The organism is Mycetocola sp. (assembly GCF_025464835.1).
GTDB lineage: Bacteria > Actinomycetota > Actinomycetes > Actinomycetales > Microbacteriaceae > Mycetocola_A.
The window spans coordinates 1-18,250 of record NZ_JAODMP010000011.1; the positions used below are offsets into that span (position 1 = coordinate 1).

An 18,250-nucleotide genomic window follows, 5' to 3' on the forward strand; every position below is an offset into this window, starting at 1 on the left:
GCGGTTTCGCTGGCGTGGGCGAGAGCGGTGTGCCAGCGCAGCGTCTCGTCCGTGCCGAAGGTGTTCGAGCGCTCATCGACGACGACGAAGTCCGGCGTGCGTCCAAGCACCCCGGCCAGCTCGACGATGCGCTGGTCGACGGCGTCGAGCTGGAGTACCGGTATCGCCGGCGGCACGGCGAGTCCCACTCGGTCGAGCAGCTGGACCGCGCGCTGTTCCCGTTTCTGCCTGCCCGAGAAGAACCCGCCTGCCTCCTCGGAGCCGAGAAGAACGTTGTCGGCGACACTCTGGAACGGGAGGAGCAGGGATTCCATGCCCAGGACGGGCACACCATCGACAGCAGGCAGGTCGCCGAGCACGGCGATCAGCCGCGCTCCGTCGGGCAGCGCGCCGAGGGGAGACATCCGTTTCTTGTTCATGGGAATCCCCGGGTCGCCTGAGCAGAGCCGACGACCGCGGCGTCGCTACTTTCCGCCCGAGCGACGCTTGTTGTAGACGTCGAAGGCGACGGCGAGGAGCAGGACCAGGCCCTTGACGGCCTGCTGCCATTCGATTCCGAGGCCCAGGATCGACATCCCGTTGTTGAGTACGCCAATGATCAGACCGCCGATGATTGCACCACCGATGGTGCCGACACCGCCCTGCACCGCGGCCCCACCGATGAACGCGGCTGAGATCGCCTCGAGCTCGAAGCCGTCGCCGGCTTTCGGTCCGGCCAGGTTGAGTCGCGCTGTGAAGATCAGGCCGGCGAGGGCCGCAAGGACTCCCATGTTCACGAAGAGCAGGAAGTCCGTCTTGCGTGTCTTGATGCCCGACAGTTCAGCGGCGTGCCGGTTCCCGCCGATCGCGTAGACGTGGCGGCCGAAGACGCTCCGGTTCATGATGATGCCGTAGATGAGCACGAGGACCGCGAGCACGATCAGGGTCACCGGGATGCCCTTGTACGATGCGAGCGCGTAGGCGAAGAAGCCGATCGCGACGGCGATGAGCACGAGCTTGGCGACGAACCAGACGATCGGTTCGACATCCTGGCCGTACTTCTGACGCCCGGTACGGGTACGGAACTGCTGCACGATCAGGGCCACGACCGCGACGCCCGCGATGATGAGAGTGAGCGGGTCCAGTTCGAGGTCACCGAAGACGTTGCTGAGGAAGCCGTTGCCCAGGGCGCGGTACTCGGTGGGGAACGAACCGATGTTGGCGTTCCCGAGTACGACGAGCGCGAGCCCTCGGAAGATCAGCATGCCCGCGAGCGTCACAATGAACGCGGGTATGCCCACGTACGCGATCCAGAAACCCTGCCACACCCCGACGAGCGCACCGATCCCGAGCGACAGCACGACAGCCAGCCACCAGGGCAGGCCCCATGAGACAGCGAAGACGCCGGAGCAGGCGCCGACGAACGCGGCGACCGATCCCACCGAAAGGTCGATGTGACCGGCGATGATGATCATCACCATACCGATGGCCAGCACGAGGATGTACCCGTTCTGGACGATCAGGTTCGAGATGTTCTGCGGGCGCAGCAGGATGCCGTCGGTCACGACGGCGAAGAACAGGACCACCGCGAGAAGCGCGATGAAGATTCCGTTCTTGCCGAGGTCGGAGACCAGGTGGCTGAGCCAGCTGGTGAATCTGTTCTCGACGAGGCGGACTCCGCCGCCTGCAGCGGTTTCTTCCGTCACCGGGGTCTGGGTGTTTGTCATTGTCGCGGTTCTCCTTGGTGGCGCCGGCGGGTCAGCGCGGCTTTTCCATGGTCATGAGCTTGAGAAGGGATTCCGGGTTGGCGTCCTCGATCGGGAGCTGGCCGGTGATGCGACCCTCGCTGAGGGCGTAGATGCGGTCGCAGATTCCGAGGAGTTCAGGCAGTTCGCTCGAAATGACGATGATGCCCTTCCCCTCGGCGGCGAGAGCGTTGATGATCGCATAGATCTCGTATTTGGCGCCGACGTCGATGCCGCGGGTGGGCTCGTCAAGGATGAGCACGTCGGGGTCGGCGTAGATCCACTTCGACAGCACGACCTTCTGCTGGTTGCCGCCGGAGAGTTTGCCGGTCTTCGCGAGCACGTTGGGGGCTTTGATGTTCATGCTTGTGCGGTAGCCGTTGGCGACCTTGTACTCTTCGTTGTCGTTCACGAGGCCGTTCGACGACAGCTTGTCGAGTGACGCGAGGGCGATGTTCCGTTTGATGTCCTCGAGCAGGTTCAGGCCGTAGTGTTTGCGGTCTTCCGTGGCGTAGGCCAGGCCGTTCTTGATGGCCTCGGAGACGGTGCGGGTTTTGATTTCGACGCCGCGTTTGAACACCTTCCCGGAGATCCGGGAGCCGTAGGAGTGCCCGAACAGGCTCATCGCGAATTCTGTGCGCCCGGCACCCATCAGCCCGGCGATTCCGACGATCTCCCCGGCGCGGACGTTGATGCTCACCTCGTCGACGATGACCCTGGTGGGGTCCTGCGGGTGGTGGGCTGTCCAGTCCTCGACGCGCAGGATCTCCTCGCCGATGTTCGGCGTGTGGTCCGGATAGCGGTGTTCGAGGTCGCGACCGACCATGTCCTTGATGATCCGCTCCTCGGTGACATCCGTTTTCTGGATCGTCTCGATCGTCTTGCCGTCGCGGATCACGGTGACCGTGTCTGCGACTTTCTTGATCTCGTTGAGCTTGTGGCTGATGATGATCGACGTGATGCCCTGCTCTTTCAGGTGCAGGATCAGGTCGAGGAGGTGGTCGGAGTCCTCGTCGTTGAGCGCCGCGGTCGGCTCGTCGAGGATCAGCAGTTTGACCCGTTTCGACAGGGCCTTGGCGATCTCCACGAGCTGTTGCTTGCCGACACCGATGTCGAGGATCTTGGTGGTCGGGTTTTCCTTCAATCCGACGCGGGCGAGCAGTGTGGCCGCCTCGTGGTTGGTTTTGTTCCAGTCGATCAGCCCGAATGCCCCGGTCTGCTCGTTGTTGAGGAAGATGTTCTCGGCGATCGACAGGTACGGGCTCAGGGCCAGTTCCTGGTGGATGATGACGATGCCCTTTGCCTCGGAGTCGCGGATGTCCTTGAACTCGACTGTCTCGTCTTCGAAAACGATGTCTCCGGCGTAGGTGCCGTGCCCGTACACGCCTGAGAGCACCTTCATGAGCGTCGATTTGCCCGCCCCGTTCTCGCCGCAGATGGCGTGGACGGTGCCCCGCTCGACGTCGAGGGTCACGTCGGACAGTGCCTTGACACCGGGGAACGTCTTGGTGATGCTGCGCATCTCGAGGATGTTTGTGGTCACTTTCGCACCTTTTCCATACCGAAAACCTGCTTCATTGCACCCGACGGCCGGTGGGGAAACACTACTCCCCCACCGGCGTCGAGCTGGGAAATGCGGATGTTATCCGATTTCCTCTTCGGTCCAGTAGCCGGAGTCGACCAGGACGTCGTTGACGTTGTCCTTGACGACGATCTGCGAGTCGAGGAGGTAGGACGGCACGACGAACTCACCGTTGTCGTAGTCCTTCTCGTTGTTGACCTCTGGCTTCCCGCCGTCCAGAACGGCGACCGTCATCTCGACGGCAGCTGTTGCCAGCTTGCGGGTGTCCTTGAAGATGGTCGCGAACTGCTCGCCGGAGTTGATGGCCTTGACGGAGTCGAGCTCCGCGTCCTGGCCGGAGATGACCGGCCATTCCTCACCGGTGGTGTATCCAGCGTCGGTCAGTGCCGAGATGATGCCTCGAGAGATGCCGTCGTACGGGGACAGCACCCCGTTGACCTTCGTGCCGTCGGAGTAGCTCGACGTCAGGATGTTCTCCATCCGCTTCTGAGCGGTTTCGCCGTCCCAGCGGAGTGTTGCAGCCTGCTCGAAGTCGGTCTGCCCGCTCTTGACGACGAGCGTGCCTGCCTCGATGAACGGCTTCAGGGCGTCCTGCGCGCCATCCCAGAAGAAGGTTGCGTTGTTGTCGTCGGGCGAGCCGGCGAACATCTCGATGTTGAACGGTCCGGCGGGTGCCCCGTCGACCGGCTCGCCCTCGAGGTCGACCAGGCCGAGCCCGTTGAGCACGGAGTTGGCCTGCTGCTGACCGACCTTGTAGTTGTCGAACGAGGCGTAGTAGCTGACGTTCGGGGTGTCGCGGATCAGGCGGTCGTAGGCGATGACGGGGATTTCGGCGTCCGCAGCATCCTGGAGGACCTGCGTCAGCGTTGTTCCGTCGATCGATGCGATGATCAGGGCTTCTGCGCCCTTGGTGATCATGTTCTCGATCTGCGAGACCTGGGTCGGGATGTCGTCCTCTGCGTACTGCAGGTCGACCTTGAAGCCCTCGGCTTCGAGTTGCTCCTTGACGGCCTTGCCGTCCTGGATCCAGCGTTCGCTGGACTTGGTCGGCATGGCGACGCCGACGAGGGCGCCTCCGCCGGCTGCGTCTTCGCTGGCTGAACCGCCCTGTGAGCACGCTGCGAGCGACACGACCATTGCGCCGGCCGCCAGTGTCGCGATGAGAATCTTCTTCACTGTGTTTACCTCTCTGTAATCGGTTCTGTAATCGGTGCCATGGACGTCGTTGTCGTCTGAGGAATCAGACAGGGTGGTGCACCGCGAGAGCAGGCTGCGTCCATGAGAACCTAGCTCGAGTCGGCAGCCGAAGCGTGCCGGGGCGGGTAACCGCGAAAGTGTGTGGGGACTCCTTCGTCACTGAACTTCGACACGGTCGAATTCGACGCTGTCGATTTCGGTGGCGCAATGTGACCGTTCACATTACTGTCACATGTTACTCAGATAACCCGCGATCATGTCAAGCCCGAAGATCTCGATTGCGTAACCGCGACCCGGGTGCCAGCGATCTGGCCCTCGCACGGGCTCGGGATGTGGGAGTGGCGCAGCAGGTTCCTCGTCAAAACGAGGGAGCTGCCGTCGACCGGCGCACGATGAGTTCAGGCTGGATCGGGCCAGCGTAACCGCTAGGAGCCTTTCCCATCGTCCCGAGCAGCTGGGCGACGCAACGCCGCCCGAGTTCGGGGAAGTCCTGCCGCACCGTCGTCAACGGCGGCCAGAAATGTGCGGCCTCGGGGATGTCGTCAAACCCCACGATCGAGACATCGTGCGGCACATCCTGCCCTGCGTCACGGATCGCGTGAATGAGGCCGAGAGCCATCTGGTCATTCGACGAGAAGATCGCCGTGAAGTCGCGTACCCTCATGAGCTCACGGCCCGCGTAGTAGCCGAAATCGGCGGACCAGTCGCCGAGGATCGGGGCCGTGGTCGGGACATCCTGCGCGTTCATCTCCTGCAGGAACCCATGCATCCTCGCCTCCGCCTCGATCCAGTCCTGCGGGCCGGCCAGGTGGTAGATGTCCCGGTGCCCGAGCTCGATCAGGTGCCGGGTGGCGAGCCGCGCCCCGGCGACCTGGTCGACCGCGACGGCATGGTCCTCCGTCCCGTCCGTTGTGCTCATGGTGACGAAAGGCACCCGGAGGTCGAGATTCGAGATCGCCCTGACCACCCGAACCTGCGGCGCGATGATCACGAGACCTTCGATGGCCTGCGCGTTGAGGTGGTCGAGCGCCGTGACGATCGAGTCCTCGTCCGTCGCGGTGATGTTCGCGGTCGAGACCAGGTAACCGGCATCCTGCGCAGCCAGCTCGATGCTCTGGATGATGCTCGATGGGCCGTACTGAGACCGCTGGGAGGCGAGCACGCCGATCGTCCGGGAATGACTGGTGACGAGCGCACGGGCTGCCCGGTTCGGCCGGTACTGCAGTTCGGTCATCACCTCGAGCACGCGCTGCTTCGTCGACTCACGGATGCTCGGGTGGTTGTTGAGAACGCGAGAAACGGTCTGGTGGCTCACCCCGGCGAGGCGTGCGACGTCACGGATGTTCGGCGCGCGTCCCCGGTCTACGCTCTCTGGCACGGACTCTGACACAGGACACCTCCTCCTGAATGTGCACGGTCACATCCGAGCGATCACGTCAATTATGCACGCATCGGCGGTGGGCAGGGACGGATGTGACAACCGTGTGACGAGCGTCCCGCGCTGTCACACGCCTGTCACATCGGCGAGCGGCGCTGCGGACGGCGCCACATTCCCGGAAAGCTATATGGCTCCGCCGGAGACGGTGCGCCGCCCGTCGCCCACCCGAGAGCCGATGCCGAGCGACACACAGGAAAGCGCAGCTGCGAGGAGAAAACATCCGGCGAAAGGCCACGAGCCGCCGAGCTCGACGAGCGCGGCGAAGACGATGCCGGTCGATGCGAGGGCGATCGCGGCGCCGAGCGAGTCAGAGATCGACAGCGCAGAGCTGTTGAACCCCTGGTCGCTGTCGCTCGAGTAGGAGAGGGTCATGACGCTCAGCCGCGGGTACATCAGCCCCATCCCTGCACCACCGAGAAGCCAGCCGCCGATGATCACCGCGGGTGACAGCCCGGCTGCGGCGGTCGCCACGGCGAGGACGATCGCAGCAAGCACGAGAACGGTGCCGATCCGCATCGCCCGAATGTGACTGAGGACGCCGTCCAGCCTGCCCTGCAGCCACGATGCGCTCGCCCAGCTGAGCGCAGCACCCGTCAACGCGAGGCCGGAGAGCGAGGCCGAGAACCCGTAACGCTCGTTCAACAGATAAGGGATGTACACCTCGGCACCGAAGAAAGCCGCTGAGACGAGTCCGCGCAGCAGGATGACGGTGGGCAGCCCCCTCGCCGCTCGGAGGCTACCGGCGGGGATCAACGGTCGCACCGCGAGCAGGGCAACCGCGATCGCCGCACCAGCAACAATGCCAACGACGGCGCCGTCCAGGCGGGCAGAGAGGTTCAGCCCGAGCACCGCGACGGCAGCGAGCACAGCCCAGGCGATCTTACCGAAGGCCCAGGCCGGGCGCGTGGTGCGGTCGAGCTGCGGGCCGGCCCGCAGCATCCGAATCGCCGGCACGACCATGAGCATGGCGAAGAGCACCAGCACGACGACTCCGAGGAACACCCAATGCCAACTTGTGGCCTCAGCGACGACGCCGGCGGCGAACGGTCCGATGAGCGACGGCACCACCCAGGCCGCGGCGAAACCGGCGAAGATCCGAGCGTGAAGCGCCGGCGGATAGATACGGGCGACGACGACGTAGAGCGCGACGTTCAGCGCGCCGGAGCCGAGCCCCTGCACGAGCCGGCCGAGAAGGAACACCGTCATGTCCGTCGCAAGGCCGGCGATGAACAGTCCGACGATGAAGACCACCACCGAGGTCAGCAGGGGCGTGATGGGGCCGTTGCGGTCAGACCAATTGCCTGCGACGACCATGCCGATGACGCCGGTGGCAAGGGGACCGGCGAACGCCAGCGCGTACAGTGCGGCGCCGTCGAGGTCGGCGCTGACCAGCGGCATGATCGTGGTCACCGCGAGCGACTCGAACGCTGCCAGGAACACCAGCGAGCACGCGCCGATCGTCACCCACAGATAGCGGGACGAGAAGATCCCGGATGGTGCATCCGGTGCCCGATTGCCGGATGCCGCACCGAGCCTGGCGTCGGACGTCACCCGTCGAGCCTAGACCTTCGCCGGTGCGTCGGGAACGCCCGGTTGCGCACAACTCCGCCAGAACGACGGGCCGTCGGGGCCCGGCCGCCGACCCGGGCCCGCCGCCGGCAACGGACGCCGCCGAGGCGGAGTTATGCGCGCGCGGTCAACGTTTCTTGAGCGCCTTGCCGATCGCACGATCCACGTCGGAGAGCAGGTCGTCGACCGTCTCAAGGCCGACCGAGAGCCGTACGACGTTGGCTGGCACGGCCAGTTCAGTGCCGGCGACGGAGGCGTGCGTCATCTCCGCCGGGTAGTTGACGAGCGATTCGATGCCGCCGAGGGACTCGGCCAGCTGGAAGACACGCGTCGATTCGGCGAATCGGCGTGCCATCCGTTCTCCGCCGGCGAAGCCGAGCGCGAGCATCCCGCCGAATCGCGACATCTGGCTTGCGGCGAGGGTGTGCCCCGGATGCGACTCGAGACCCGGGTAGTACACCGTTTCGACAGCGGAATGTTCGGCGAAGTACGCGGCGAGGGCCTCGGCGTTCTCGGTGTGGCGCTGCATGCGCACATCGAGGGTCTTGATGCCACGGCTGGTCAGGAACGCGTCCATCGGTGCGGAGACCGCTCCAGCGGCGAACTGCATGAACCGGACCTTCTCGTGCATGTCGTCGTCGTTGAGCACGAGGGCTCCACCGATGACGTCGGAGTGTCCGCCGAGGTACTTGGTGGTCGAGTGCACGACCACGTCGGCGCCGAGAGCGAGCGGATTCTGCAGCGCCGGCGAGGCAAAGGTGTTGTCGACGACGACGGTGAGCCCCGCAGCGTGGCCGATCTCTGCCAATTCGGCGATGTCTGTGATCTTCATCAGCGGGTTCGACGGCGTCTCCACCCAGAGCACCCGGGTGTTCTCCGTGATCGCCGACTGCACCGAACGCAGGTTCGACATGTCGACCACGCTGTGGGTGACGCCCCAGGCGCCGAAGATGCGATTGATCAGCCGATACGTTCCGCCGTATGCGTCGTTGCCGAGCACGATGTGGTCGCCGGGCTTGAGGATGCCGCGGAGCAGCGCATCCTCGGCGGCGAGGCCTGAGGAGAATGACAGCCCGTGCTTGCCTCCCTCGAGAGCCGCCAGCTGTTCCTCGAGCGCGTTGCGGGTCGGGTTGCCTCCGCGGCCGTACTCGTAGCCGTTGCGCAGTCCGCCGATGTGCGTCTGCACGAAGGTCGAGGACTGGTGGATCGGAGGGATCACCGCACCGGTCGTCGGGTCGAAGTCCTGCCCGGCGTGGATTGCGCGGGTGGCGAAGCCGGTGTCCTTTTTCTTCTTCGTTTCCTGCGAGCTCATGCTGTCTCTCTCATGTTCGTCGTGTGCTGCTCGTCCAGATTCAGGAGATCCTTCGCGACACGCCGTGTCGCGACGCGACTGGACGGCGTGTCGGCCTCATTCTCCTGAATTTTGATGGGTCTCATGAATCTGAGGTCAGGCGCTGAGGAAGCCCAACAGGTCCTGGCGGGTGAGAACAGCTAGCGGGTTACCGTTTCGGGCCACTATCAGAGCGTCGGACGCCTTCAACGCTTCCCAAGCCGCCGCCAGCGTCTCCCCGGATCCGATGACCGGCAGTGGACGCTGATTGACGGTCGCGATGGCATCCGTCATCTTCGCATCCCCTGAGAAGACGCTGTCCAGGAGGGAGCTTTCGGAGACCGCCCCGAGCACTTCGCCCATGACGACGGGGGGTTCGGCGCTGAGCACGGCCAGCTGGGATACCCCGTGCCTGGTCATCACACTGATCGCGTCGTGCACGGTGTCGGTAGGCCGAACGTGCAGCAGCGGGGGGAGCTCGCCTGTCCGGGCGCGGACGACGTCTGCGACGGTGCGTTCCTCGGTCGCCTCCTCGAGGAAGCCGTACGAGCGCATCCACTGGTCATTGAAAATCTTGGCGAGGTAGCCGCGGCCGCCGTCGGGCAGGAGCACGACGACGACGTCGTCCGGGCCAAGCTCACGGGCCGCTTTGAGGGCAGCAACGACAGCCATACCGCTCGATCCGCCGACGAGGAGACCTTCCTCGAGGGCGAGCCTGCGCGTCATCGCGAAGGACTCGGCATCCGACACCGCGATCACCTCATGTACGACGCCCGGGTCGTATGCGCCGGGCCACATGTCCTCGCCGACCCCCTCGACCATGTATGGCCGGCCGGTCCCGCCTGAGTAGACCGAACCTTCGGGGTCTGCGCCGATGATGCGAATGGCCCCATTGGACACCTCACGCAGGTACCGGCCGGTGCCGGTGATCGTTCCGCCGGTGCCGACGCCGGTCACGAAATGGGTGATGCGGCCGTCGGTGTCGTTCCAGATTTCGGGACCCGTGGTCTCGTAGTGGCTGAGCGGGCCGTTCTGGTTGAAGTACTGGTCGGGCTTGTACCCGCCGGGGATTTCGGCGGCGAGGCGGTCGGAGACGCTGTAATACGATTCCGGGTCCTCGGGGGCGACCGAGGTCGGCGTGACCACGACTTCGGCGCCGTACGCGGTCAGCACGTTGCGCTTCTCCTCGCCGACCTTGTCAGGTACGACGAAGATGCAACGGTAGCCGCGCTGCTGGGCGACGAGGGCGAGGCCGACTCCGGTGTTGCCGCTCGTCGGTTCGACGATGGTTCCTCCCGGTTTCAGCTGGCCGGATGCCTCGGCGGCGTCGAGAATGCGGACGGCGATGCGGTCCTTCACGCTTCCGCCTGGGTTGAGGTATTCCACCTTCGCCAGCACCGTGGCGCTGATGCCGTCGGTCACCCGGTTGAGTTTGACCAGCGGGGTGTTTCCCACGAGATCGACAATGCTCTCTGCGTACTTCACATGCGTCCGTTCGGTGATGGTGTGGTGTGCGTCGGGCGCGGATCCATGCGGCCCGGGGAGCGGCTCGTGGCCGCCTGTTCGAGCCTAGCCGCTGGTCCTGTTCTGTTACAGGTTCCGAGCTGAGCTGCTGCCTCGGCGCTCTCGGTCGAAAGCGGACGGCGCCCCTTCTGGGGGAGCCGTCCCGGGCATCCGTTCACCGCGCTCTCAGCAAACGGGATTTCGGGGTTCTAAGCTGGACGCACACCCGGATTGTCTGCGCGCGTGACGCCATGCCGGGCTTTCCCGATACACGAGAGGCCACAGTGACCCCGCGAAGCGATTCCCCCGGTAGCAAGAGCGGCAACCCTGCGAAGCAGTTGACGATCAAGGAGCAGCGTGCCGAACAGCGCGCGCAAAAGGTCGAGGCGTTCAAGAGGGAGCAGGCGAAGAAGCGTCGCACCAAGAAGATCGGCATCATCTCGGCCATCGTCGCCGGTGTCGCGGTGCTGGCTCTTCTGGTCACGTCCCTGATCCTCACGACGCCGAGAAGCGCAAGCTACACCGCGGGCGGTTCAGGAGCCAAGATCGAGGGCGTGGAGACGTTCCAGAACACGAACAACCACGTGCAGACGAGTGTGGAATACGCGCAGACACCTCCAGCCGGTGGCGACCACAACCCGGCGTGGCTGAACTGTGGCATCTACACAGAACCGCAGCCAAACGAGAATGCCGTCCACTCGCTTGAGCACGGGGCGATCTGGGTCACCTATGACCCGTCGATCTCCGCCGAAGAGCTCGACCTGCTCAAGACGAAGCTGCCATCCACCTTCGTGATCCTCTCCCCCTTCGAGGGTCTGCCGTCGCCGATCGTCCTCTCCGTCTGGAACACCCAGCTGCAGGTCGACAAAGCCTCGGATGAGCGCATCTCTGAGTTCTTCGAGGAGTACTGGAGGAGCGGCGACGTTCCCGAGCCGAACGCACCGTGCACCGGTGCCGTCGACGGACCAGGCAAGGCGTAAGTTGACTGGCCCCGCCTTCGAGACGGATGCCGTGGCATCCGAGGAGTCGATGGCCCCCGTTTCACGGCGACGGTCACCGCTCGCCCTGCTCCTGCTCGCCCTTGCCGTTGTGGTCGTCGTCGGTATCGTCGCGTTCTCCGTCGGCCGCCTGTCGACACTGGGCGATCCGACGCCGACGAACACGAGTGCGGAGGCTGGGTTCGCCCGTGACATGCAGACCCACCATGACCAGGGCGTCGAGTTGTCGATGATCATTCGCGACCTGACCGACGACGAAGCGGTTCGGCTGCTCGCCTACGACATCGCGCTGACCCAGGGTGGGCAATCGGGCAGGATGAGCGGCTGGCTCGACATCTGGCGCCTGCCTGCGCACTCCAGCGAGCCGCAGATGACCTGGATGATGCGCCCCACCCTCGAAGGCGCCGGGCACGACCACGGCACGGATGAGAGCGCCCATAAGCCGGGCGAACCGATGCCAGGGCTGGCGACGCCTGAGCAGATCGCGGAGCTCAAGAGCCTCACGGGGGTTGCCGCCGAGCGGATGTTCCTCGAGCTCATGATCGCCCACCACGTCGGCGCGATCGACATGGCCAACGCCGTGCTCGACCGCAGCACGAACGAGACGGTGCGTACCTTCGCCACCGGAGTGGTGGAGAGCCAGGAATCCGAGATCGACCTGATGAACGAGATGCTCGCGGAGCGCCCGGCCCCGTAGGCGCGTCCGCTCGCGGGGCGGTTGCGGCATCCGATGCGTTGCGTACATCCGTCACAAACGTCGACTTTCGCACCGCAATTCGGGCATTCGGGACGGACGAACGCCGGGCCACGGGAGCCCGCGAACCCCATCCGTCACAAACGCCGGTTTCTGCACCGCGAAGCCGGCATTCGGGACGGACGAACACCTCCCGCTCGCACTCGGACGGCACCGTGCGCTCCGCCGACATCCCGGATGACCTTTCTCCACAGGGCGCCTGTTGTCCACAGATTTCGGCGTCCAGCCGCTACCGGACCTGTCTGGTGAAACTGTTGACGGATGCGCATCCCCCGTCGGCTTCCGTCCGAGCTTGCCCCCGCTTTCACCGTTGCCGAAGCTCGCCAACTCGGCGTCGGGAGATCTCGCCTCGCCGCCGCAGACCTCGAGCGCCCGTTCCACGGTGTCCGTTCGTCACTTCCCGCGGGCGCGCTCGATGACGTTTCTACGGGACGGGCGCAGCACATACGCGCGGAGGTAGTGCGCCTGACCCACGCCTACGCGTCACGGATGCGGCCGACTGAGTTTTTCAGTCACACGACGGCTGCGGTTCTCTGGGGCCTGCCGCTTCCGCTTCTCGGCGATCGACTTCTCGACGTGTCGGTATCCCGCCCCAGACGGGCGCCGCGCGGTGCGAATGTCCGCGGGCACGAGATCGACTCGCGCCTCTTCCATCTCACCGTCCATGACGGCCTGCGACTCACCACGCCGGCATCGACCTGGGCAACGCTCGGCACCGTGCTCAGCCCATACGACCTCGTCGCCGTCGGCGACGCCATCGTGTGCATCCGGGGATCAGCGGGCGGCATGCCCGGCCCGGCTCCCCTGGCGACGCTCGACCAGCTGCGCGCCGCGATCGACGCCGGGCGACGACCCGGCATCGGCGCGCTCCGGAATGCGTTCGGGCGCATCCGGACCGGTTCCTGGTCGCGGCTCGAAAGCTGGGTGCGGCTCATCCTCATGGACGCAGGACTTCCAGAACCGGAGCTGAACTTCGACGCATATGACGGTGAGGGCCGATTCCTCGGATGCATCGACCTCGCTTACCCGGACCTCAAGATCGCCATCGAGTACGAGGGCGAGCATCACTGGATGACGGCCGAGCAGTTCCAGCACGACATCGACCGACTCAACCGGTTGGTCGAAAACGGATGGCGCATCGTGCGGCTCACGAAGCGGCACGTGTTCGCGGATCCGGCCGAGGTCGTGCGGCGTGTATCGCTGGCGCGCGAACAGCGGGCAGTGTCGTGGTGACGGCACCCGTTCATCCGGCCCACCTGCAGGCTCCCGCCGCCGTTTCCCGGCATTCGCGACGGACGAACCGTCGGCACGCACGACGGCATGCGTTCATCCGTCCCATCTACAGGCTCCCGCCGCCGTTTCCCGGCATTCGCGCCGGACGAACCGAACCCAGGCCCCTCTCCGCCCCACCCTCCGATTGCGTCGTCGCGATCCGGCGATGGGCTGCGCCAGCCTCGACTCACGTGCGGCGGCGACACCGACGGCGACGGCGACGGCCACTGCCGCTGCCGCTGCCGCTGCCACTGCCACTGCCACTGCCGCTGCCGCTGCCGCGCTGCCACCCGGAGCATCCATCTCGCCTACGCCGCAATCCACAGTCGCGGTCCCGGAACTTGAGCCAGGAACGGTAGTCCCAACGGGAACGTTCATCGGCGACGACCACATCTCCGGCGACGTCGAGGTGTCACGTCGGTCGGTACCGTCGAACTTCGGTTGCTCGACGTCCGCTCGGAATACGAGGGCGAGACGGCCATGCGCTGGTCTGCGATCACGGTGGAACCACACGCGGGATGCAACACCATGATGAGCCGATCCCTCCCATATGCCCCCTACGAAGGAACCCGACCAGTCGTTTCCTGTGATGACTCAGATCGTCGAGGGGAATTCCGGTTCTCTTCGGACGCTGCTGATCATCAACACGGACCACAGAGCTCGCCGAGAGCTCTCGACAGCTGCCATCGACGGGACGCTTCCCGACATGCGACCCGGCTCACGGTGAAGGACTCCGGCGAGACCGGCGGGCGTCTGCGGCGTGACTTCCGAGGACAAAGTCCCGCGGAGCTACACCGTCGCCCATGACGACCTCGCGGATGAAGTCGCCGCACGGCTGGGTATCTCCGTGAGAGACCTGCGCTATCTCAACCCGATGTGCTTGGACGCGCGGAAACGCATCCTCGAGGTGAATAAGGCGCTCAACCGGAGCAAAGCGCACAGCTAGCAACGCTCAATCGACGAGCGGCCGGCTCCCCAGCTGCTCCTCGAACATCCGCGTGTACGTGCCGTCCAGGGCGAGCAGTTCCGCGTGCGTGCCCTGTTCGGCGATCCGCCCATCCTGGATCACGAAGATCACGTCGGCCTGCACGATCGTCGAAAGACGGTGCGCGATGGCGATGGTCGTGCGTCCAGCGGATGCCGCCTCAAGCGCCCGCTGGACCACCCGCTCCGAGAGGGTGTCAAGAGCGCTGGTCGCCTCGTCGAGCACCAGCACCGGCGGGTCCTTCAGCAGGACGCGGGCGATGGCGATGCGCTGCTTCTCCCCGCCGGACAGGCGGTAACCCCGCTCCCCGACGACCGTCTCGTAGCCCTGCTCGAACGACACGATCGTGTCGTGGATGTTCGCCGCGCGCGCCGCCTGCTCGAGTTCGAGGTCGGTCGCATCCGGTTTCGCGTACCGGAGGTTGTCGGCGATCGTCGCGTGGAAAAGGTAGGTCTCCTGGCTGACGATGCCGATGTGAGAGACGAGTGACTCCGCCGTGAGGTCGCGCACATCCGTGCCGGCGAAGAGCACCCGTCCGCCGGTCGCGTCGTAGAACCGCGGCACGAGGTAGGACACTGTGGTCTTCCCAGCCCCACTCGGCCCGACGAAGGCCGCGAACTGCCCAGGCTGGATCGAGAACGACACACGGTCGAGGGTGGGCCGGGACCCCTGAGCGGCGTCCGGGTAACGGAAGGAGACCTCGTCGAACGCGACGCTGCCGAGGCGACCCCCGGCATCCGCTACGGGAACCGCACCCGGGCGATCAGCGATCGCCGGCTTGAGGTCCAGGTATTCGAAGATACGGGCGAAGAGGGCTCCGGATGTCTGCAGGTCAAGTCCCACCCGCATCAGCGCCATCAGCGGGAACAGCAACCGCGACTGCACGGTGGTGAAGGCGACGATGGCGCCGGCCGTGATGTCGGGGGCGCCGCCGGCCATGAGCGATCCGGCCACCAGGTAGACGATCGCCGGGATCGATGAGAGGAAGATGTTGACCATGGCGAAGAACCATTGGCCGCTCATCGTCTGCTTCACCTGCAGGTGGACCTGCTCCTCGTTCGCACCTTGGTAACGCTGGATCTCGGCGGGTTGCTGGTTGAAGCTCTTCGACAGCAGCACACCGGAAACACTCAACGTCTCCTGCGTGATGGCCGTCATATCGGAGAGGGATTCCTGCGTCTTCGTGGCGATCCTCGCCCGTACCTGCCCGACACGACGCTGCGCGATCACGAGGATGGGCATCAGCACGAGCGCAACGACCGTGAGCTGCCAGTTGATCAGCAGCATGGCGACGAACGCCGCGAGCACGGTCACCGTGTTGCCGAGCACGCTGGCGATCGTGTTGCTGAGCGCACCGGCGACTCCGCCCACGTCGTTCTGCAGCCGCGACTGGATCACCCCGGTCTTGGTCCTGGTGAAGAAGCCCAGTTCCATCGATTGCAGGCGGCGGAACAGCGCCACCCGGAGTTCCCCCATCACCGTGTTTCCGACCGTCGCGGTGAGCCACGTCTGCCAGACGCCGAGACCCGTGGCAATCACGTAGATCAGGATCATCACGCCGACGATCTGCCCCAGAGCCGGAAGGTTCGGTCCCCCGCTCTTCGGGAACAGCCCCTCGTCGAACGCCCGCTCGACGAGAAGCGGAGGCACGACGCTCAACGCCGCACCGACCAACACGAGTGCGACGGTCAGGGTGATCTTCGCCCGGTGCGGCTGGAACAGCGTCACGATCCGCCGAAAGAGATGGGGTATCCGCGGCGCTTCGGCGTTGACGGCGCGCTGGGCTTCCTCATCGCCGCCGCCGCGCATGCGTCCACCGCCGCCGCGGCCACCGCTCCCATGCATACTCATGGATTCACCCTAACCCCGGCATCGGAGGACGGATGCCGGGGTCCGGGAGATCCGGACGTGGACGCTCGCTCGAGCGCCTATCCCTTGGTCGAACCGGCAAGCAGGCCGCGCACGAAGTAACGTTGCAGGCTGAAGAACACGATCAGCGGGATGACGAGCGACACGAACGCCGCAGCCGTCAGCCGTTGCCAGTCCTGCCCTCGAGTACCGGTCAGTTCAGCCAGCCTCTGAGTCAGTGGCGCGACATCCTGCGTGCCACCGGAGAAGATCAACGCGACAAGCAGGTCGTTCCACACCCAGAGGAACTGGAAGATGGCGACCGACGCGATGGCCGGGAGGGCAAGCGGCAGGACGATCCGGAAGAAGATCTGCCCGGGGCTGGCCCCGTCGACCCGCGCCGCCTCGATCACTTCGCCCGGGATCTCCGAGATGAAGTTGTGCAGCAGGAAGATGATGAGCGGAAGACCGAACATCGTGTGCGCGATCCACACCGGCAGGTAGTTCTGCTCGGGAATCATCGGCAGCACGTCGTGCAACTGGTTCTGCAGCGGGCGCAGGAACGTGGTGAACATCTGCAGCAGGGGCAGCAGTGCCATCTGGAGCGGCACGATCTGCAGGGCGAAGATCAGGATGAACAGCCAGTTCGATCCCCGGAACTTCATCCAGGCGAAGGAGTAGGCGGCCATCGCCCCGAGAATGAGCGGGAAGATCGTTCCTGGGATGGCGATCGCCAGGGAGTTCACGAAGTATGAGCCCAGCTGCGGTGACGACTGGGAGGCGGAAAGAAGCACCTCGGAATAGTTCTCGAAGGTGAATCCCGGGTTCTGGAAGATCGTCCACCAGCCGGTCGACTGGATCAGTTCGGCCGGGCGGAACGACGAGATGAACAGGCCGAAGGTGGGGATGGTCCAGAGAACCGCGATGACGAGGGAGGCAACGGTGGCTGTGCGCGATGTGAGCCGTCTCTTGACCCGTTTTGCTTTCGGGCCGACTTCAGCGTCGGCGCCCCGGGCGAGTCGGTTGCCGGTGTCAGGATCCGGCGTCGTGGCGGCGATCGGTGTGGTGCTCATCGGATTTCCCTCTGCTTCCGCATGACTCGGATGTTGTAGATGACGATCGGCAGAACGAGGATGAACAGCACCAGGGCGAGGGCGGAGCCACGGCCGGGTTCAGCGGCGCGGAACGCCTGGGTGTACATCTCATTCGCGATGACGCTGGTGTCGAAGTTACCGGCGGTCATCGTCCGCACGATGTCGAAGACTTTCAGCGTGGCGATCGAGATCGTGGTGATGACGACGACGAGCGAGCCGCGGATGCCCGGGAGGGTCACGTTGGTGAATCTCTGCCACGGGGTGGTGCCGTCGATCTCTGCAGCCTCGAGCTGCTCGACCGGCACGGCTTTGATGGCGGCGGAAAGCACAACCATCGCGAACCCTGTCTGGATCCAGATCATCACGACGATGAGAAGGAACGTGTTGATCGGTGACGTTTGCAGCCACTGGACCGGCTCACCACCGAACCAGATCACGATCTGGTTGAGAAGACCGATCTGCTGGGTACCGGACTGACGGTAGTCGTACACGAACTTCCAGATGATGCCTGCGCCGACCATGGAGATGGCCATCGGCATGAAGACGAGCGCCTTGTAGATCTTCTCGCCTCGCGACTTGTCGATGAAGACCGCGTAGGCGAGGCCGACCGTCGTGGAGATCGTCGGTACGAGCAGCACCCAGATCACGGTGTTGAGAAGGGTGTTGAGGATGGCCGGCTGGGTGAACATCCAGACGAAGTTGTTCAGGCCGTTGAAGTCGCCTTGGTTGTTGGTGAAGGCGAGAAGGCTCGTGCGGATCGCCGGATAGATCAGGCCGAGGATGACGAGGATGAGAGCCGGCGCGAGAAACACGACGAGCTGCCAGTAGTCCTTGCCCCGCCTGGGCGCTTTGTCGAGGAGGAAGAAGAGGAGGCCGACGATGGCGGCGAAAATGGCGAGCCCGCCCACCACCTGGATGATTTTGCCGATGAGGTCAGCGGTCGTCATTGAACTACG

Annotated in this window: 15 protein-coding genes; 4 read left to right on the plus strand and 11 right to left on the minus strand. The window is 65.0% G+C overall.

Annotation, left to right across the window (positions count from 1 at the left end; translation table 11 throughout):
• The 8 genes from JWP90_RS01515 to JWP90_RS01550 all read right to left on the minus strand — a co-directional run.
• The coding region (locus tag JWP90_RS01515; protein ID WP_297358867.1) for a hypothetical protein at positions 1–419 on the minus strand (419 nt) is incomplete at its 3' end.
• A gap of 45 nt (positions 420–464) precedes the next feature.
• A complete protein-coding gene (gene mmsB / locus JWP90_RS01520; RefSeq protein ID WP_297358869.1) occupies positions 465–1,706 on the minus strand; it encodes a multiple monosaccharide ABC transporter permease in 1,242 nt (413 codons plus the stop codon).
• 31 nt (positions 1,707–1,737) lie between these two features.
• Entirely contained in the window at positions 1,738–3,267 is a 1,530-nt protein-coding gene (mmsA, locus tag JWP90_RS01525) for a multiple monosaccharide ABC transporter ATP-binding protein (protein ID WP_297358871.1), read from the minus strand.
• A gap of 99 nt (positions 3,268–3,366) precedes the next feature.
• Positions 3,367–4,443 carry a multiple monosaccharide ABC transporter substrate-binding protein gene (chvE, locus tag JWP90_RS01530; protein ID WP_297358958.1) on the minus strand — a complete coding sequence of 359 codons (1,077 nt, stop codon included), beginning with the start codon at positions 4,441–4,443 and terminating at the stop codon, positions 3,367–3,369.
• Between the two features lie 418 nt (positions 4,444–4,861).
• Entirely contained in the window at positions 4,862–5,893 is a 1,032-nt protein-coding gene (locus tag JWP90_RS01535; protein ID WP_297358873.1) for a LacI family DNA-binding transcriptional regulator, read from the minus strand.
• A gap of 171 nt (positions 5,894–6,064) precedes the next feature.
• Positions 6,065–7,429: an MFS transporter gene (locus tag JWP90_RS01540; RefSeq protein WP_297358960.1), complete on the minus strand. Its 1,365-nt coding sequence runs from the start codon at positions 7,427–7,429 to the stop codon at positions 6,065–6,067.
• Positions 7,430–7,637: 208 nt separating this feature from the next.
• Positions 7,638–8,822: a cystathionine gamma-synthase gene (locus tag JWP90_RS01545; RefSeq protein ID WP_297358875.1), complete on the minus strand. Its 1,185-nt coding sequence runs from the start codon at positions 8,820–8,822 to the stop codon at positions 7,638–7,640.
• Between the two features lie 135 nt (positions 8,823–8,957).
• Positions 8,958–10,325, minus strand: a complete 1,368-nt coding sequence (locus JWP90_RS01550; RefSeq protein ID WP_297358877.1) for a cystathionine beta-synthase — start codon at positions 10,323–10,325, stop codon at positions 8,958–8,960.
• A gap of 302 nt (positions 10,326–10,627) precedes the next feature.
• Here JWP90_RS01550 and JWP90_RS01555 point away from each other — a divergent pair, with 302 nt between their 5' ends.
• From JWP90_RS01555 to JWP90_RS01570, 4 genes are all read left to right on the plus strand, one after another.
• On the plus strand, positions 10,628–11,323 hold the full coding sequence (locus JWP90_RS01555) for a DUF3105 domain-containing protein (RefSeq protein WP_297358879.1): 696 nt from the start codon (positions 10,628–10,630) through the stop codon (positions 11,321–11,323).
• Position 11,324: 1 nt separating this feature from the next.
• Positions 11,325–12,038, plus strand: a complete 714-nt coding sequence (locus JWP90_RS01560) for a DUF305 domain-containing protein (protein WP_297358881.1) — start codon at positions 11,325–11,327, stop codon at positions 12,036–12,038.
• 318 nt (positions 12,039–12,356) lie between these two features.
• A complete protein-coding gene (locus JWP90_RS01565) occupies positions 12,357–13,328 on the plus strand; it encodes a hypothetical protein (RefSeq protein WP_297358883.1) in 972 nt (323 codons plus the stop codon).
• A gap of 799 nt (positions 13,329–14,127) precedes the next feature.
• A complete protein-coding gene (locus JWP90_RS01570; protein ID WP_297358886.1) occupies positions 14,128–14,313 on the plus strand; it encodes a hypothetical protein in 186 nt (61 codons plus the stop codon).
• 6 nt (positions 14,314–14,319) lie between these two features.
• On the opposite strand, the gene JWP90_RS01575 is transcribed toward JWP90_RS01570, so the two are convergent.
• The 3 genes from JWP90_RS01575 to JWP90_RS01585 all read right to left on the minus strand — a co-directional run bounded on the left by JWP90_RS01575 (position 14,320) and on the right by JWP90_RS01585 (position 18,241).
• Complete coding sequence (locus JWP90_RS01575; RefSeq protein WP_297358888.1) at positions 14,320–16,203, minus strand: ABC transporter ATP-binding protein; 1,884 nt, start codon at positions 16,201–16,203, stop codon at positions 14,320–14,322.
• A 77-nt stretch (positions 16,204–16,280) separates the two neighbouring features.
• On the minus strand, positions 16,281–17,273 hold the full coding sequence (locus JWP90_RS01580) for a carbohydrate ABC transporter permease (RefSeq protein WP_297358890.1): 993 nt from the start codon (positions 17,271–17,273) through the stop codon (positions 16,281–16,283).
• Positions 17,270–18,241 (minus strand): carbohydrate ABC transporter permease, encoded by a 972-nt coding sequence (locus tag JWP90_RS01585; RefSeq protein WP_297358892.1) that lies wholly within the window; start codon positions 18,239–18,241, stop codon positions 17,270–17,272. Before JWP90_RS01585 ends, JWP90_RS01580 begins: the two co-directional genes overlap by 4 nt.
• Between the last annotated feature and the right edge of the window lie 9 nt (positions 18,242–18,250).

What these genes read in the sequence shown, in the direction of transcription:
- mmsB (WP_297358869.1), bottom strand. Translation starts at nt 1,706, where the DNA reads ATGACAAACACCCAGACCCCGGTGACGGAAGAAACCGCTGCAGGCGGC.
- chvE (WP_297358958.1), bottom strand. Translation starts at nt 4,443, where the DNA reads ATGGTCGTGTCGCTCGCAGCGTGCTCACAGGGCGGTTCAGCCAGCGAA.
- JWP90_RS01545 (WP_297358875.1), bottom strand. Translation starts at nt 8,822, where the DNA reads ATGAGCTCGCAGGAAACGAAGAAGAAAAAGGACACCGGCTTCGCCACC.
- JWP90_RS01565 (WP_297358883.1), top strand. Translation starts at nt 12,357, where the DNA reads ATGCGCATCCCCCGTCGGCTTCCGTCCGAGCTTGCCCCCGCTTTCACC.
- JWP90_RS01575 (WP_297358888.1), bottom strand. Translation starts at nt 16,203, where the DNA reads ATGAGTATGCATGGGAGCGGTGGCCGCGGCGGCGGTGGACGCATGCGC.
- JWP90_RS01580 (WP_297358890.1), bottom strand. Translation starts at nt 17,273, where the DNA reads ATGAGCACCACACCGATCGCCGCCACGACGCCGGATCCTGACACCGGC.
- JWP90_RS01585 (WP_297358892.1), bottom strand. Translation starts at nt 18,241, where the DNA reads ATGACGACCGCTGACCTCATCGGCAAAATCATCCAGGTGGTGGGCGGG.